This is a genomic window from Pseudomonas sp. NPDC090208, from assembly GCF_044746785.1.
Lineage (GTDB): Bacteria > Pseudomonadota > Gammaproteobacteria > Pseudomonadales > Pseudomonadaceae > Aquipseudomonas.
Window position 1 is genome coordinate 396,590 of sequence record NZ_JBIVCU010000003.1, and the last position, 16,768, is coordinate 413,357.

The following is a 16,768-nucleotide window of genomic DNA, read 5'->3' on the forward strand; positions in this document are numbered from 1 at the left end:
ACTTGTTGCGGGAGCGCGGCGTGTGCCGCGAACGACTGCGAAGCAGTCGTCACACGGGTGTATGCGGTGTTTCAGGTAAAAGCGTGCACAGGATTTACAACAGACTCCCCGCCGGTCGCGGGACAAGCGTGCCCGCGCCGGACGCATTCGCGGGCAAGCCCGCTCCTGCGGGAATGCCGCAAGCGCATGGCATTCAAAAGTCCCGTTTGTAGAAGATGTCCAGCGAGCTGGCCACGCCACTCGCCGCCTCCAGATAGACCTTCTTGCTCAGCAGGTAACGCAAGGCAATGGTGTTGGCCGGTTCGAACACGCCGACGCCATAGCGCAGGCTGAGCTTGTCGGTGATCTTGCCGCTGGCGACCACAGCGGTCTTGTCGCCGCTGCCGGAGGTGTCCAGGTCGAAATCCTTGATACCCAACCCGGACGCCAGTTTGCCGGCCGTGGACGAACTGCCCGCCAGCCCGAGAGCCAGCGCCGCCTGGGCCATCATGTTGTTGTCTTCGCCGTTGGTACTCAGGGGGCGCCCGAGCACCAGATAGGACAATGCCTGTTCCTGACTCATCGCCGGCTCGGAAAATACCGTGGTGGTCGGCTGTTCGGCGCTGCCGGTCAGGCGGATACCGGCGATCACGTCGTCGGTCTGACGAATCGCTTCGATGTCCAGATACGGCTGGTCCACAGGGCCCGCAAACATCAGTCGCGCCTTGCGAATGGTCAGGCGCTGACCATAAGCCCGATAACGGCCATCGTTGAGGTTGAGTTCGCCGCGCGTGTCGAGATTGTCGCCAATGTGCACATGCCCGGCCAGATTGGCGGTCAGGCCGAAGCCGCTGAAACTCAGCTTTTCCTGACCGACTTCGACGTTGACGTCCATGGCAATCGCCATCGGCGGCTTGCCCTCCTTGGTCTGCGCACCGACGATCACGGTGTCGTCGGACACCTTCACCGTGGACGGCGGCAATTGCCGCACGATGATCTCACCCTTGGGAATCAGCACCTTGCCCGACACCGCCAGACGCTCACCCTGCAAGGTAATGTGCAGATCCGGCGCGGCTTCAAGCTTGGCATACGGCTCGACGGTGATCGGCAGTTGCGATCCCTGCAACCTGACGTCGACATCCAGTGCCTGCGCCCAGGCGATGTGCCCGCCGATACTGCCCTGACCGTTCGCACCGCTGCTCCAGTTGCCCTTGAGCTGAACGTTTTCGCCGGCAATCAAGGCCTGCACATTGAGTTTTTCCAGGCTGACCGGCAGTTCCGGCCCGGACACTTCGCCATCGCTGAGCACGACGTTGCCGTTGACCTGCGGCGCCAGCAGGGTGCCGGAGATGCGCCCGCTGCCATTGAGCTTGCCGTTGAGTTTTTCCACCATGGGCACGAATGGCCGCGCCACCGAGACATCCAGCCCGCTGAGGTTGAAATCACCGCTGATGGTCTTGTTTTTCGCCAGCGGATCGATGCTCAGCCTCGCCAGCAGATCCCCCAGCCTGCCACCTCGAAAATCGACGACGCTGTCGACTTTCTTCGGCGTCAGGGTGCTCGTCAGCTTGAGGGTTTCATAAGGGAAATCCAGCCAGCGGCGCCGGTCTCTGATGCGCAGGGTGCCGCCACTGGCATCGATCATGATCTGACCCTTGGGCCCGGCGGCCGGCAGGTCAAGGGAGACATCGGCATTGAGCAGGCCTTTCCAGGCAAAGTCTCTGGGCAGCCACTGCGCGAGGCTGTCCAGAGGGAATTGCTTGAGGTGATAACGCAGCCGTGGATCGGGCATCAACCGTTGATCTTCACCACACAGGCTGGCTGCGCCGGACAGCCAGCAATGGGCGCCGAAGTTGATCTTGCCATCGGCCAGACGCTCCAGCTTCGCCGGCTGTTGCAGTTTCCAGTCCTGGCCGCCGGTCTGGATATCGCCGCTGGCCAGCCGGCCGCGCCAGTTGCCTTTGTCCAGATTGCCATCCAGGGCCAGCGCCAGCTTGAGCAACGGCCCTTGCAAGTCGAGTTTGACTTGCTGACGCTTGATATCGCCCTGCCCGTCTACGGTCAGGGTGCCGAGCGCCGTATCGCCCGTTTGAATGCTGGCGGCCTTGAGGTCGACGGTCGCCCGCTGCGCGCTGTCCAGCTTCGCATTGAGGTTCAGGCTTTGCAGACGATGGGTCTGATACGCCAGTTGCGAACCTTGCAAGGCCAACTGCCCCTGCGGCGCCTGTAGCGTGCCGGCCAGATCCAGCCGCCCCTTGGCCTGCCCCTGCAACCCCGGCCAGAGCTGACCCAGCCGTGACAGATTCAGGTCCAGTTGCCCGACCAGCTTCTGTTGCAGGCTGCCGGAACCCTGAATGCGGTTGTCGCCGAGGCGGATGTCCAGGCCACTGACGTTCCATTGCTTGCCGTTGCCATCGGCCTTGGCCTGCAACACTGCAGGCTGGCCACGCAGGCGCCCCTTGAGGTCAAGATCGGCGCTCAGACTCAACTGTTCGTTCTTGAACGCACCCTTGCTGCGCAACGGTCCGGCCAGCGATCCCGGCAACTCGGCCACCCAGAAAGAAGGATCGAGCGCGCTCAGGTCGAGCGCTGTGTCCCAAGCCACGCCGTCGGCGAACTGCACGTTCACATGACCGCTGGCCTTGCCCTGCCCGGCCACCAGCTCGACCTGTGGCAGAAAAATCTGTTGCAGGTCGCCGCTGAACGGACTGGTCAGGCTGAACGGGCCGGCGGGACCTTTGAATGCACCGGCAAAATTGCCCAGGTACTTGCCATCGGTATAGGAAACTTCGCCACTGAAGGTATGAATGCTGACTTGCGGCTCATCGATCAGCGGATACAGGCGATGCCACGGAAAGTCGAGCCAGTCGATCTTCGCGTCGGCCTTCAGGCCCGTTTGCCAATCGAGCTTGCCACTGAGTTTGAGCCGCTGTTCGGCACTGGCGGTCAGGTCCAGCGCCGCGATATCCGCGCCCTTGGCATCCACACGCCCTTGCAGGGCCAGCGCCACCGGGCCCTGCTCGGCAGGCAGGCTGGCGTTACCGAGGATGGTGTAACCCTGAGCCAGATCGCCCTTGGCGTTGAGGGTCAGCTGATTGAGTTGCAGGGTGTCCGGCAGGTCGGCGCTGGCCTTGAAGGCCTCGCTGCTGATCGCGATCTCGGCGGGCAGGTTGTCGGCCAGGGGCTGCAACTGACCGACCAGCTTCGCCTCGATATAGCCACGGGTCTGGGCGTCGAGTTTGAGGGTTTTCAGCAAATCGCCGTTGATGTTCAGGCTCAGCGACAGTGGCTGGCCGCTGACATCGGGCAGTTTGACTTGGCCCTGGGCGGTCAGCGGCCAGTTGCCAGACGGGTTCAACAAGCCGTTGAGGTCCAGCACGATGTCGTCGCGCCGGACGTGGACACTGTCGATTTTCAGGCCGTCGGCGGTCCAGTGCGCTGCCAGTTGCAGATCGCTGACCTGCTCGCTGCCATCCAGATGAATGCTGCCGACCTGAATCCGGCCCAGCTCGATCGCCAAGGGCAGCTTGAGGTTGGGCAAAGTGATCGGGCCACTGCTGGCCGGCTCGCCCGACGGCGGAAAATGCAGGCGTACATCACCGGTCTGCAAGGTGTTGATGCACAGCGTCATGCGCGTCAGGCAACCCGGTGACCAGTCGAACAGCGGCGCATCGACCTCGACCTGGTTTTCGCCCTGCTGCCAGCGCAGACGGTCGGCCTGCCATTGCCCGGCCAGACGCCCCGAAAAGCTTTCGACTTCCAGCCCCGGTACCCAGCCCAGCGCCCAGCGACTGCCGGTTTGCGTACCCAACAGCCAGCCGAGTGCCAGCACCAGCAGAATGATCAGGGTCAACAGCGTGATGGCCACGATGGCCGCGATACGTTTTGCCACAGCGGTGCCCGTCACAGTTCAGGTCCCATTGAAAAATGCAGGCGAATACCGCCCGGGTCCTCCAGCCCATGGGCCAGATCCAGGCGCAGCGGCCCGACCGGCGACACCCAGCGAATACCCAGACCGACACCGGTTTTCAGGCTGGGGAAGTCCAGCGAATTGAACGAGTTGCCCTGATCGATGAACGCCGCCACCCGCCACTTCTCGGCGAACGAGTATTGATATTCAGCGCTGCCGGCAACCATGTAGCGGCCACCGATCTTGTCACCGACGGAGTTTGTCGGCGACAGCGACTGGTAGTCGTAGCCGCGCACGCTCTGATCGCCACCGGCAAAGAAACGCAGCGATGGCGGAATCGATTTGTAGCCGTTGGTGGCCGTGCCACCGGCTTGCAGCCGACCGAGGAAGCGGTGCTTGTCGGCCAGGGTGGTCAGGCCCTTGAGCATTACTGTACCGTGCAGCACGTTGGCGTCCGAGCCGAGCCCTTCCTTGGCCACTTGGGTATCGAACTGCAGGCGATAGCCGCGACTGGGGTCGATGCGGTTGTCGCTGCGCAGGTACGAATAGCTCAAGCCCGGCATCAGCAAGGTGCTCAGGCCCGAGTCGTCACCCAGCCGGTATTCTTCGTGCTGCCATTTCAGCGAGATCACCCGCTCCCAACCGCTGGGCAGCTTGCTGTGCCATTCCGGGCCTACCGTCAGCAATTTACTCAGGCTGTCGGTGTCGGCGATTTCTTCATATTGATAGCCGCCGGCCCAGCGCAGCTTGTCGGTCAATGGCGGGTCCAGCGGGATGTCATAAAACAGCCCGATGTTCTGGCGTGGAGCAGAGATTTCGCTTTCGATGCCATAACTGTCGCCCTGCGGGTTGACCCAATGGCGCTCCCAGTTGGCCTTGACCCGTGGCCCGACGTCGGTCGAGAAGCCTACGCCCAGCCCCACGGTGCGCGGTTTGCGGGTCTGCAACTGGACCTCGACGGGGATGATCTGCCCCTGCGCCGAAGCCGGAGAAGCATCCACCCGCACACCTTCAAAATAGCCGCTGGACTGCATGGCCTGGTTGAGTTCGGCGATCAGCTCGGAGTCGTACGGGGTGTTTTCCTTGAACGGCACCATCCGCCGCAGCAGGTCTTCGTCGAACGGCGCATCGCCACTGAACGCCACCTTGCCCAGCGTGAAGCGCGGTCCGCTGTCGTAAACCAGCTCGATGTCGGCCACCCCGGCGCGGGGATCGACCAGCAGACGCTGGGTGACAAAGCGGCCATTGAAGAAGCCGTAACGCGCCGCCTGATTCTGGATCAGCCGCTTGGCGTCTTCGTAGTGACCATGATTGAGCACGGCGCCGGATTTGAGCGCATCGCTCTTGGGCACCTTGAAAGCCTTGAGCTGGCTGGCCGGCCCTTCGATACGCACGGTGACGTTGCGCAGGTGCACCGGTTCGCCGGGCTGCACCGTCAGGACCAGTTGCAGGTTCTTGTCGGTCTGTCTGACCTCGCTGTCGATCTGCGCCTGGTAATAGCCCAGGGCCTGCGCGGCTTTGCGCGCCTGTTCGACGGCACCGACACTGAAACGCTCAAGGGCACGTTCGTTACGCTCGCCGAGCGAGCCGACGTAACCTTCGATATTGGACTTGAGCTCGGAATTGGAGGGTTTGATCTGCACGTCCAGCTGGGCGTCGGCATATGCCACGCAGCTGGAAACCATCAGCAGAACACCACTGGTAAATCGACCGGGAAACTTCATAGGCGCGGATGCTAACACGAGCGGCGGGCACGGCTGGAACCCGCGGGGTTGATGGTTTTTCCGCGCTTAAGCGATGGAACCCAATGAAACCTGGGGATTGGGATGAAAAAACACATGCTCTCGGATTGGTCCTACAGCAACTTCGCCGATTTCCTCATATCCCTGACGCTTGTAAAACTCCAGATAGTGACCGTTGCCGGTGTCCAGCACGATGCCCTTGGAGTTTTCATCCACCGCGCACCAGTCATGCAGGGCCTGCAACAGCTGTTCGCCGTAATGCTGCCCCTGAAAGTCCGGATGGATACCCAGCAACGGCAGCACATGCACCGCGTCACTGGGCAGGCACGCCAGCACCGCCTGGTAGTACTCCAGATAACGCTGGGTGCAACGCAGGCCGGTGCCCATGACCATGCGCAGGCGCCACGCCCAGCTTTCGGTGATGCCCAGTCGGCGCTGCGGCGGCGCGATCAGTGCAACGCCCACCAGGCGGTCCTCGACGAACAGGCCCAGCGCCGGCATGTCCTGCAGGAAGTGCTGTTTGACCAACTCGCGAATCGTCGCCCGCACCCGCTGCTCATAGCCGGAGCGCCCCGACTCGAACAGATAGGCGAAGCTCGGTTCATGACGATAGGCGTGGTACAGCAGCGAACGCGCTTCCCGGGAGTAACCGCTGTCCAACTGGCGGATGTCGGTCGTGGCAATGGCGGCTTCAGGCATGTGAACGTCCCTTGTGATAACGACCTGGCTCGGCTGGCCGGGTTCGTGGTGTCAACTGTTCGAGTCCTGGCGGTGACAGCGGTTCCGCAGGTGTTTAACCCTGCCTGAAAGCGTAGCAGCGCTGACGCCGGGCGCGATCATGTGTGACTGGCCGTTCGCGGACAGGTCGGCTAGCATCGCTGTTTGATTTTTGCCAGGACTGCCGCCCATGAAAATTGTGTCTTTCAACATCAACGGCCTGCGTGCCCGTCCGCATCAGTTGGCAGCGTTGATCGAAAAGCACCAGCCGGATGTCATCGGCCTGCAAGAAACCAAAGTCTCCGACGACCAGTTCCCCCAGGCCGAGATCGAGGCGCTGGGCTACCACGTGCATTTCCACGGACAGAAAGGCCACTACGGCGTTGCCCTGCTCTCGCGCCAGGCGCCACTGACTCTGCACAAGGGGTTCGACACCGATGACGAGGACGCCCAGCGCCGCTTCATCTGGGGCACCTTCGCCGACCGCAACGGCCTGCCGGTGACCATCATGAACGGCTACTTCCCCCAGGGTGAAAGCCGCGACCACCCCACCAAGTTTCCGGCCAAGCTGCGCTTCTACGCCGACCTGCAGCAATTGCTGGAAAGCCGCTTCAGCAACGACCAGCCGTTGATCGTCATGGGCGACGTGAACATTTCGCCGGAAGACAGGGACATCGGCATCGGCCCGGACAACGCCAAACGCTGGCTGAAAACCGGCAAATGCAGCTTCCTGCCGGAAGAGCGCGAGTGGATGGCGAAGTTGAAGAACTGGGGTCTGGTCGACAGCTTCCGCCACTTGTATCCGGAAGTGATCGACCAGTTCAGCTGGTTCGACTACCGCAGCCGCGGCTTCGAAGACGAGCCCAAGCGCGGCCTGCGCATCGATCTGATTCTGGCCTCCCAGGGTTTGCAGCCACGGATCAAGGCCGCAGGCGTGGATTACGACCTGCGCGGGATGGAAAAACCGTCCGATCACGCGCCGATCTGGCTGGAACTGGAGTGACCGAAAACTGATTGCCGCGCCCCTGTAGGAGCGCGGCTTGTCCTGCGACCTGCCGGGGAGCGGCAGCGAATCCTGTAAACGCGACACTGCTGACACACCGGCTTGCTGACTTTACGACGGGCTCCCCGCCGGTCGCGGGACAAGCCGCGCTCCTACAGGTCATTGCGCACGATTTGTCATCTGGCCGTCATCTGTCTGTCTTATTCTCCGGCAACTTCCGCCTATAGAAGATGCCGCCCATGTTGCGCTTCCGTCTGTTGTTTCTGATTGCGCTGACTTGCGCCGCCAACACCTACGCCGCCGCCCTGCCTGTCCCCGACGACGGCACACCGGCCCTGCGCATTCAGGGTTCAAATACCATCGGCGCGCAGCTGGGTCCGGCACTGGTCAAAGGCCTGCTCGATCAGCAAGGCGCCACGTCGATCCAGCAGCAGCCCGGCGCAAATGCCAACGAAACCCGGCTGATCGGGCAACTGCCTTCCGGGCAGAGCGTCATCGTCGACGTCGCCGCTCACGGTTCCAGCACCGGCTTTGTCGCGCTGAAAAACACCCAGGCCGATCTCGCCGCCTCGTCACGACCGATCAAGGACAGTGAAGTCAGCGAACTGTCGGCGCTCGGTGATCTGCGCAGCCACAATGCCGAGCAGGTGATCGCCATCGATGGCGTCGCCGTTATCCTGCATCCTGGCAACCCGCTGCGGGAGCTGACCATCGCGCAACTCGCCAAGGTGTTTTCCGGAGAGATCCACGACTGGGAACAGCTCGGCGGCAGCGGCGGCGCCATCCATCTTTATGCCCGCGATCAACAATCCGGCACCTACGACACCTTCAACGAACTGGTGCTGGCCAAGTCCGGCAAGCGCCTGGCCAGCGATGCCAGACGGTTCGAATCCAGCGAAGAACTGTCGGATCAGGTCAGCCAGGACCGCCAGGGCATCGGTTTCATCGGCCTGCCCTATGTTCGTCAGGCACGGGCGCTGGCGATTATCGACGGCGAATCGAAAGCCATGTTGCCGAGCACCAGCCTGATCGCCACCGAGGACTATCCGCTGTCGCGCCGCCTGTATTTCTACCTGCCACCCGACTCCAGGCAGCGCTGGGCCAAGGCGCTGGTGCGTTTCGCCCAGAGTCCGCAGGGGCAATCCATCGTCGCGCAGAACGGATTTGTAGCGCAGAACGTGCAGGCGGTGAAAGTCCGCGCCACGCAGCAGATGCCGCTGGAATATCAGAACCTGACCCGCGAGGCCGAACGGCTGTCGGTGAACTTCCGCTTCGCCCAGGGCAGCGCAAGCCTCGACAACAAGGCCCGGCTGGACATCAAGCGGGTGGCGGATTACCTGAAGGACCACGACAAGCTGAACCAGAAAGTCACCCTGGTGGGCTTCGGCGACGCGAAAAGCGACCCGGCCCGGGCGCAGTTGCTCTCACGCCTGCGCGCGATGGCTGTACGTCGTGAGCTGCTGAAACATCAGGTGATCCTGCGCGATGTCCGCGGTTTCGGCGACGAAATGCCAGTGGCGGCCAACGATGCCGACGAGGGCCGGATCAAGAACCGGCGGGTTGAGGTGTGGGTGGAGTGAGGACAGGAGCCACCCAAACTGTAGGAGTGAGCTTGCTCGCGATCAACTTTCGGACAGATCGCGAGCAAGCTCACTCCTACAGATTTCACATCATTCAATTACAGATAGGCACACCGACTTACCGATGCTCGCTGCGCATCATCTCCTTCGGCACGTATTTACCCACTTCGTATTTGCCGATCGCCGCGCGGTGTACCTCATCCGGGCCGTCGGCCAGGCGCAGGGTGCGCTGCATCGCATACATGTACGCCAGCGGGAAATCACCGGAAACCCCGGCGCCGCCATGGATCTGGATCGCCCGGTCGATCACCCGCAACGCCACGTTCGGCGCGACCACCTTGATCTGGGCGATTTCGCTTTTCGCCACCTTGTTGCCCACGGTGTCCATCATGTAAGCGGCTTTTAGGGTCAGCAGCCGCGCCATGTCGATTTCCATGCGCGAGTCGGCGATCTTGTCGATGTTGCCGCCAAGTCGCGCCAGTGGGCGACCGAACGCGGTGCGCTGTACGGAACGCTTGCACATCAGCTCCAGCGCACGCTCGGCCATGCCGATCGAACGCATGCAGTGGTGAATCCGTCCAGGCCCCAGGCGACCCTGAGCAATCTCGAAGCCGCGACCCTCGCCCAGCAGCACGTTCTCGTATGGCACCCGAACGTTGTCGAACAGCACTTCGGCGTGACCGTGGGGGGCGTCGTCATAACCGAACACCGGCAACGGCCGGACGATCTTCACGCCGGGCGCATCGGTGGGCACCAGAATCATCGAATGTTGCTGGTGACGCGGGCCGTCCGGGTTGCTCAGGCCCATGAAAATCATGATCTTGCAGCGCGGGTCGCACGCACCGGAAGTCCACCACTTGCGCCCGTTGATCACCCACTCGTCACCGTCGCGCACGGCGGTGGCGGCCATGTTGGTGGCGTCCGAAGAGGCGACATCCGGTTCGGTCATGGCGAACGCTGAGCGGATTTCCCCGCGCAGCAACGGCTCAAGCCACTGACGCTTGTGCTCCTCGCTGCCGTAGCGCACCAGCACTTCCATGTTGCCGGTGTCCGGCGCCGAACAGTTGAACGGCTCCGGCCCCAGCAGCGAGCGGCCCATGATCTCGGCCAGCGGCGCATATTCCAGGTTGGTCAGGCCGGCACCGAGTTCCGATTCCGGCAGAAACAGGTTCCACAGCCCTTCGGCTTTGGCCTTGAGCTTGAGTTCTTCCATGATCGCCGTCGGCTGCCAGCGATCACCCTCGGCCACCTGACGTTCGAACACCGGCTCGGCCGGGTACACATAGGTGTCCATGAACGCGGTCACGCGCTCGCGCAGTTCCTGGACCTTGGGGGAATAAGCGAAATCCATGGGGCAGCTACCTTCCGATGAGGTGGAATCAGTTCATGGAAACGATGCTAGAGGACAGGTGCCTATTTATCTAACCTATTCTCGGCGTGTATAAACATTCATCACCGATATATGATCGGCCTATTGGGACACTACAAAAACAACATGGGGCGCGTCGCATGAACCTGAGCAAGGTCGATCTCAATCTCTTCATCGTCTTTGATGCCATCTATACCGAGGCCAATCTGACCCGCGCCGGCCAGATCGTCGGCATCACCCAGCCTGCGGTGTCCAACGCCCTGGCCCGTCTGCGCGAAACCTTCAACGATCCGCTGTTCGTGCGCACCGCCCAGGGCATGGTGCCGACGCCCATGGCGCAGAACATCATTGGCCCGGTGCGTAACGCCTTGGCGCTGCTGCGGGTATCGGTGCAGGAAAGCCGCATCTTCAACCCGCTGCAGGCCAACAAGAACTACCGCATCAGCATGACCGACCTGACCGAGGCGGTGATTCTGCCAGTGCTGTTCCAGCGTCTGCGCCGGCTCGCACCGGCAGTGACCATCGAAAGCTTCCTCTCCCGCCGCCGGGAAACCACCAAGGAACTGGCGGCCGGTCGCCTGGACTTCGCCGTGGACGCGCCACTCAATACCGACCCGCAGGTGCGCCACGTCAAGCTGATGGAAGACAGCTATGTCTGTGCCATGCGCAAGGGCCACCCGCTGGCGAACAAACAGACGATCACCCTCGACGATTATCTCGGCGTGGCGCATATCCATATTTCCAGCCGCCGCAGCGGCCTGGGCTACGTCGATCTGTCGCTGGGCAAGATGGGCATCCAGCGCAAGATCGCCTTGCGCTCGCAGCATTACCTGATGGCCTCGCAGGTGCTGCAGCAGACCGACATGGTCATGACCGTGCCGGAGCGTTTCGCCCGCCGCAACGACCTGCATTTCGTCTATCTGCCGGTCAATGATGTGCCAACCGTGGAAACCCATCTGTACTGGCACGAAAGCACTGACCAGGACCCGGCCAACCGCTGGATGCGCGAGCAGATCATCGAACTGTGCCAGCTGGTGACGGCGCAGGAACGCAAGCTTGAGAAAGAGCTTGAAGTTATAGCTAACTGAATCAAAACGGTTTTAAGAAAATTCTTAATGTATTTTCTAGATGAGGCTCATGTCATTTCTAGAAAATCCTGCATTCTTTTTTTCAGGAGTGCGGCTTGTCCCGCGACCGGCGGAGAACCCGCCGTAGGGCCGCTGAACGCGGTGTGTCAGAAATGCCTAGTCGTCAGATTTCACGGCCGGTCGCAGGGCAAGCCAGCTCCTACAAGGTCCGTGTACGGCGGATGCGTTTGATTCTGCCGAATGCGTACAGGCACCTTGACGTTTACGTCAAGGTCGCCGTAGGTTAGCCCCACGCTTTCTCTGTTCGAGCCCCGCCATGAGCCACCCGACCTACAGCATCTCCGACCTCGCCCGCGAGCTGGACATCACCACCCGCACCATCCGTTTCTACGAAGAACAAGGCATGCTCAACCCCGAGCGCCGTGGCCTGGAACGCATCTACAGCGCCCGCGACAAAGTCACGCTGAAACTGATCCTGCGTGGCAAACGCATCGGTTTTTCCCTGGCCGAATGCCGGGATCTGATCGGTTTGTACGACCCTTCCGGCGGCAACCGCGTGCAACTGCACACCATGCTGGAGAAGATCGCCGAACGCCGCGCGCAACTGGATCAGCAATTGCTGGATATCCAACAGATGCAACTGGAGCTGGACACTGCTGAAGAGCGCTGCAAATGCGCGCTGGAAAATATCGCCTGATTTCAATCGATTAAAACAACAACCTCGACTCAACATCAGAAAGGAAACCTGCCCATGCCGCTGCCGCAACGTGTACGTCTGGTGGAGGTCGGTCCTCGTGACGGCCTGCAGAACGAAGCGCGCCCCATCAGCGTGGCCGACAAGGTTCGCCTGGTCGATGACCTGACCAATGCGGGGCTGGGTTACATCGAGGTGGGCAGTTTCGTCTCGCCCAAGTGGGTGCCGCAAATGGCCGGTTCAGCCGAAGTGTTCGCCGCCATCCAGCACAAGCCCGACGTGACTTATGCTGCGCTGGCGCCCAACCTCAGAGGCTTTGAAGACGCGCTGAATGCCGGGGTCAAGGAAGTCGCGGTGTTCGCCGCCGCGTCGGAGGCCTTCTCGCAGCGCAACATCAACTGCTCGATCAGTGAGAGCCTGGAGCGCTTCGTGCCAATCATGGAAGCGGCCCGTCTGCATGGCATCCGCGTGCGTGGCTACGTGTCCTGTGTGCTCGGCTGCCCGTATGAAGGCAAGGTGACGCCGCAGCAGGTGGCAGCGGTGGCCAACGAACTGTTCGCCATGGGCTGTTACGAAGTGTCACTGGGCGACACGATCGGCACCGGCACACCCGGCGCCACCCGCGCATTGTTTGAAGCGGTGGCCGGCAAGATTCCGCGCAACAGACTGGCCGGGCATTTCCATGACACGTACGGCCAGGCGCTGGCGAACATTTACGCCAGCCTGCAGGAAGGTATCCAGGTGTTCGACAGTTCGGTCGCAGGCCTGGGCGGCTGCCCCTATGCCAAGGGCGCCAGCGGCAACGTCGCCAGCGAAGACGTGCTGTACATGCTCAACGGTCTGGGTATCGAAACCGGCATCGACCTGGACAAATTGATCGCCGCCGGCCAGCGCATCAGCGATGTGCTGGGCCGCACCAACGGCTCGCGGGTAGCGAAGGCACGTTTGTCGGGCTGATGTGCGACAAACTGTCACAGAGTGTTACCCTGCTCGGCAATGAGGTAAGGAAAACGGGTAACACGGAAACATTTCCCCATGGATTCAGCCCCTGGCCAAATCCGGAATTTTCCGCAAAGCCCGGATTCCGGGACCCGAGAAAAGTTGGCATGGCTCCTGCTATGTCTTACGTACAACAAAAATAAAAAATTGCAGCAAACCAATAAAAACAAGACGTATCGGCTCTGACATAACAAGAACAACACGGACAGAGGCGCAGCTAACTGATTTTTTTGGAGTGGATCGCTTTGCGCGGGGCTTACGCCTCACGACCGGACAGAGAACAATAAAACTACCTTGAGGTAGCGTCCGAATCGGTCGGATCGAAAGATCAAAGCAGCATCAGCGCTCAAAAAAATACGTTTGCTCTTGACCCCGGATGGGGGTCGCTCAAAAAAGCGAAACAGGCACGGTCGCCAAAAACAACAACAGACCTGTCTGAAAACAAGAAAGAGCATGCAACTGAACTTGGAGGGGAGCCTATGGCTCCCCTTCGTGCTATCTGCCCTCCGCTTTTTTCTCCCTCCCGTCGCTTTTCTCACTCTTCAGCTCACACCCCGTAACAGCGTTGAACCTGTGGGAGCCGGCTTGCTGGCGAATGGGTTGTATCAGTCAGCGCCGATGGTTCTGACCTGCCGCGTTCGCCAGCAAGCCGGCTCCTACGGGTACGGCGTTGAGCGCTCTGTCGCGGTCCGGCGACGGATCCTCGTCATCCATTGACGCACGCGTTGACATCCCCTCTCTCGCAGGTTTACGTTAACGTAAAGGTGATACAGATTATTACCCCCTGACAGCCCCTCCAAAAACAACAAGGGAATGCAGTCTCATGAACTACCCCACCCTCAATTTCGGCCTCGGCGAAACCATCGACATGCTGCGCGACCAGGTGCAGGCCTTCGTCGCTGACGAGCTGGCCCCGCGTGCTGCGCAGATCGACAAGGACAACCTGTTTCCCGCCGACATGTGGCGCAAATTCGGCGACATGGGCCTTTTGGGCATCACCGTCGGTGAAGAATACGGCGGCGCCGGCCTGGGTTATCTGGCCCATGTGGTGGCGATGGAAGAAATCAGCCGCGGCTCTGCGTCTGTGGCGCTGTCCTACGGCGCCCATTCCAACCTGTGCGTCAACCAGATCAACCGCAACGGCAATCCCGAGCAGAAAAGCCGTTACCTGCCGAAATTGATCAGCGGCGAGCACATCGGCGCGCTGGCCATGAGCGAGCCCAATGCCGGCTCCGACGTGGTGTCGATGAAACTGCGCGCCGACAAGCGCGGCGACCGCTTCGTGCTCAACGGCAGCAAGACCTGGATCACCAACGGTCCCGACGCCAACACCTACGTGATCTACGCCAAGACCGAGCTGGACAAGGGCCCCCACGGCATCAGCGCATTCATCGTCGAACGCGAATGGAAGGGTTTCAGCCGCAGCAACAAATTCGACAAGCTGGGCATGCGCGGCTCCAACACCTGCGAGCTGTTCTTCGACGACGTCGAGGTGCCGGAAGAAAACCTGCTGGGCGCGCTGAACGGCGGCGTGAAAGTGCTGATGAGCGGGCTGGATTACGAGCGCGTGGTGCTCTCCGGCGGCCCCACCGGGATCATGCAGGCCTGTCTGGACGTGGTGTTGCCGTATATCCATGACCGCAAGCAGTTCGGCCAGAGCATCGGCGAATTCCAGCTGATCCAGGGCAAGGTCGCCGACATGTACACCCAGCTCAATGCCAGCCGGGCCTACCTGTACGCCGTGGCGCAGGCCTGCGAACGTGGCGAAACCACACGCAAGGACGCCGCCGGGGTGATCCTCTACACCGCCGAACGCGCTACGCAAATGGCCCTCGACGCCATCCAGATCCTCGGCGGCAACGGTTACATCAACGAGTTTCCCGCCGGCCGCCTGCTGCGCGACGCCAAGCTCTACGAGATCGGTGCCGGTACCAGTGAGATTCGCCGGATGCTGATCGGACGCGAACTGTTCAACGAGACGAAGTGAGGCAGCTGCGAGCCTTGAGCGGTAAGCCGCAAGCAGACGCGTGCTGTGCAAGCCGGAAAATCGGTTTATGAGTCTTGGGGAGCAATGCTCTTATGACAGTTCTGAAAACACAATTGAACGCGCGTTCGGCGGAGTTCGTCGCCAATAGCGAAGCATTGCGCAAACAGGTCGACGACCTCCACACCCTGCTCGCCCAGGTCCGCCAGGGTGGCGGTGCCAAGGCGCAGGAACGTCACACCTCGCGGGGCAAGCTGCTGCCGCGTCAGCGCATCAACGGCCTGCTCGATCCGGGCTCGGCTTTTCTGGAAGTCGCGCAACTGGCTGCTCATGAGGTCTATGGCGAAGACGTGCCAGCGGCCGGCATCATTGCCGGGATCGGGCGGGTCGAAGGTGTGGAATGCATGATCATCGCCAACGACGCCACGGTCAAAGGCGGCACCTACTACCCGTTGACCGTCAAGAAACACCTGCGCGCCCAAGCCATCGCCCGGGAAAACCGCCTGCCATGCATCTATCTGGTGGACTCCGGCGGCGCCAACCTGCCGCGTCAGGATGAAGTGTTCCCGGACCGCGAACACTTCGGACGGATCTTTTTCAATCAGGCGACCATGAGCGCCATGGGCATCGCGCAGATCGCCGTGGTCATGGGCTCCTGCACCGCCGGGGGTGCCTACGTGCCAGCCATGGCCGACGAAACCATCATGGTTCGCCAGCAGGCGACCATCTTCCTCGCCGGCCCGCCACTGGTGAAAGCGGCCACCGGCGAGGTGGTCAGCGCCGAAGAACTCGGCGGTGCCGATGTGCACTGCAAGATTTCCGGGGTCGCCGACCACTATGCCGACAACGACGAGCACGCGCTGGCCCTGGCTCGGCGTTGCATCGCCAACCTCAACTGGCGCAAGCAGGGTCAGGTGCAGACTCGCCCGGCGGTCGCGCCGCTGTACCCGGCCGACGAGCTTTACGGGGTGATTCCGGCCGACGCCAAGCAACCGTTCGACGTGCGCGAGGTGATTGCCCGGCTGGTCGATGGCTCGCAATTCGACGAATTCAAGGCGCTATTCGGCACCACCCTGGTCTGCGGCTTCACCCATTTGCACGGCTATCCGGTGGCGATCCTGGCCAACAACGGCATCCTGTTCGCCGAAGCCGCGCAAAAAGGTGCGCACTTCATCGAACTGGCCTGCCAACGCGGCATCCCGCTGCTATTCCTGCAAAACATCACCGGCTTCATGGTCGGCCAGAAATACGAGGCCGGCGGTATCGCCAAACACGGCGCCAAGCTGGTCACGGCGGTCGCCTGCGCCAACGTGCCCAAATTCACCGTGATCATTGGCGGCAGTTTCGGTGCCGGTAACTACGGCATGTGCGGCCGCGCCTACGATCCGCGTTTCCTGTGGATGTGGCCGAATGCACGTATCGGCGTGATGGGCGGCGAACAGGCTGCCGGGGTACTGGCACAGGTCAAGCGCGAGCAGGCGGAACGCAGCGGCGAGGCGTTCAGCGCGGCACAGGAGGCAGCGATCAAGCAGCCGATCCTCGATCAGTACGAACACCAGGGCCATCCGTATTACTCCAGCGCCCGACTGTGGGACGACGGCGTGATCGACCCGGCGCAGACCCGCGACATTCTGGCCCTGGCCATCAGCGCCGCGCTCAATGCCCCCATCGAACCGACACGCTTCGGCGTGTTCCGCATGTGA

Annotated in this window: 11 protein-coding genes; 7 read left to right on the plus strand and 4 right to left on the minus strand. The window is 61.7% G+C overall.

Going from position 1 to position 16,768, the window contains the following annotated elements; genetic code table 11:
* Positions 1-193: 193 nt before the first annotated feature.
* The 3 genes from ACIPL0_RS07520 to ACIPL0_RS07530 all read right to left on the minus strand — a co-directional run bounded on the left by ACIPL0_RS07520 (position 194) and on the right by ACIPL0_RS07530 (position 6,330).
* Entirely contained in the window at positions 194-3,847 is a 3,654-nt protein-coding gene (locus tag ACIPL0_RS07520) for a translocation/assembly module TamB domain-containing protein (protein WP_400596035.1), read from the minus strand.
* 35 nt (positions 3,848-3,882) lie between these two features.
* A complete protein-coding gene (locus ACIPL0_RS07525; RefSeq protein ID WP_400595498.1) occupies positions 3,883-5,613 on the minus strand; it encodes an autotransporter assembly complex family protein in 1,731 nt (576 codons plus the stop codon).
* Between the two features lie 66 nt (positions 5,614-5,679).
* Positions 5,680-6,330 carry a GNAT family N-acetyltransferase gene (locus ACIPL0_RS07530; protein WP_400595496.1) on the minus strand — a complete coding sequence of 217 codons (651 nt, stop codon included), beginning with the start codon at positions 6,328-6,330 and terminating at the stop codon, positions 5,680-5,682.
* Positions 6,331-6,538: 208 nt separating this feature from the next.
* On the opposite strand from ACIPL0_RS07530, the gene xthA reads away from it, so the two are divergent.
* Both xthA and ACIPL0_RS07540 read left to right on the plus strand, forming a co-directional pair.
* On the plus strand, positions 6,539-7,351 hold the full coding sequence (gene xthA, locus ACIPL0_RS07535) for an exodeoxyribonuclease III (protein WP_400595494.1): 813 nt from the start codon (positions 6,539-6,541) through the stop codon (positions 7,349-7,351).
* A 242-nt stretch (positions 7,352-7,593) separates the two neighbouring features.
* Positions 7,594-8,931, plus strand: coding sequence for a substrate-binding domain-containing protein (locus ACIPL0_RS07540; protein WP_400596033.1), 1,338 nt, complete (start codon positions 7,594-7,596; stop codon positions 8,929-8,931).
* A 118-nt stretch (positions 8,932-9,049) separates the two neighbouring features.
* Here the strand turns inward: ACIPL0_RS07540 and ACIPL0_RS07545 are convergent, their stop codons facing one another.
* Positions 9,050-10,282 (minus strand): acyl-CoA dehydrogenase, encoded by a 1,233-nt coding sequence (locus ACIPL0_RS07545; RefSeq protein ID WP_400595492.1) that lies wholly within the window; start codon positions 10,280-10,282, stop codon positions 9,050-9,052.
* 158 nt (positions 10,283-10,440) lie between these two features.
* On the opposite strand from ACIPL0_RS07545, the gene ACIPL0_RS07550 reads away from it, so the two are divergent.
* From ACIPL0_RS07550 to ACIPL0_RS07570, 5 genes are all read left to right on the plus strand, one after another.
* Complete coding sequence (locus ACIPL0_RS07550; protein ID WP_400595490.1) at positions 10,441-11,388, plus strand: LysR family transcriptional regulator; 948 nt, start codon at positions 10,441-10,443, stop codon at positions 11,386-11,388.
* 316 nt (positions 11,389-11,704) lie between these two features.
* On the plus strand, positions 11,705-12,085 hold the full coding sequence (locus ACIPL0_RS07555) for a MerR family DNA-binding transcriptional regulator (protein WP_400595488.1): 381 nt from the start codon (positions 11,705-11,707) through the stop codon (positions 12,083-12,085).
* Positions 12,086-12,139: 54 nt separating this feature from the next.
* Positions 12,140-13,039 (plus strand): hydroxymethylglutaryl-CoA lyase, encoded by a 900-nt coding sequence (locus tag ACIPL0_RS07560; protein ID WP_400595486.1) that lies wholly within the window; start codon positions 12,140-12,142, stop codon positions 13,037-13,039.
* Positions 13,040-13,904: 865 nt separating this feature from the next.
* A complete protein-coding gene (locus ACIPL0_RS07565; RefSeq protein ID WP_400595484.1) occupies positions 13,905-15,068 on the plus strand; it encodes an isovaleryl-CoA dehydrogenase in 1,164 nt (387 codons plus the stop codon).
* A 92-nt stretch (positions 15,069-15,160) separates the two neighbouring features.
* Positions 15,161-16,768, plus strand: coding sequence for a carboxyl transferase domain-containing protein (locus ACIPL0_RS07570; protein WP_400595482.1), 1,608 nt, complete (start codon positions 15,161-15,163; stop codon positions 16,766-16,768).

Coding starts and splice junctions, on each gene's coding strand:
- ACIPL0_RS07525 (WP_400595498.1), bottom strand. CDS start 5,613: ATGAAGTTTCCCGGTCGATTTACCAGTGGTGTTCTGCTGATGGTTTCC.
- ACIPL0_RS07530 (WP_400595496.1), bottom strand. CDS start 6,330: ATGCCTGAAGCCGCCATTGCCACGACCGACATCCGCCAGTTGGACAGC.
- xthA (WP_400595494.1), top strand. CDS start 6,539: ATGAAAATTGTGTCTTTCAACATCAACGGCCTGCGTGCCCGTCCGCAT.
- ACIPL0_RS07545 (WP_400595492.1), bottom strand. CDS start 10,282: ATGGATTTCGCTTATTCCCCCAAGGTCCAGGAACTGCGCGAGCGCGTG.
- ACIPL0_RS07550 (WP_400595490.1), top strand. CDS start 10,441: ATGAACCTGAGCAAGGTCGATCTCAATCTCTTCATCGTCTTTGATGCC.
- ACIPL0_RS07555 (WP_400595488.1), top strand. CDS start 11,705: ATGAGCCACCCGACCTACAGCATCTCCGACCTCGCCCGCGAGCTGGAC.
- ACIPL0_RS07560 (WP_400595486.1), top strand. CDS start 12,140: ATGCCGCTGCCGCAACGTGTACGTCTGGTGGAGGTCGGTCCTCGTGAC.
- ACIPL0_RS07565 (WP_400595484.1), top strand. CDS start 13,905: ATGAACTACCCCACCCTCAATTTCGGCCTCGGCGAAACCATCGACATG.
- ACIPL0_RS07570 (WP_400595482.1), top strand. CDS start 15,161: ATGACAGTTCTGAAAACACAATTGAACGCGCGTTCGGCGGAGTTCGTC.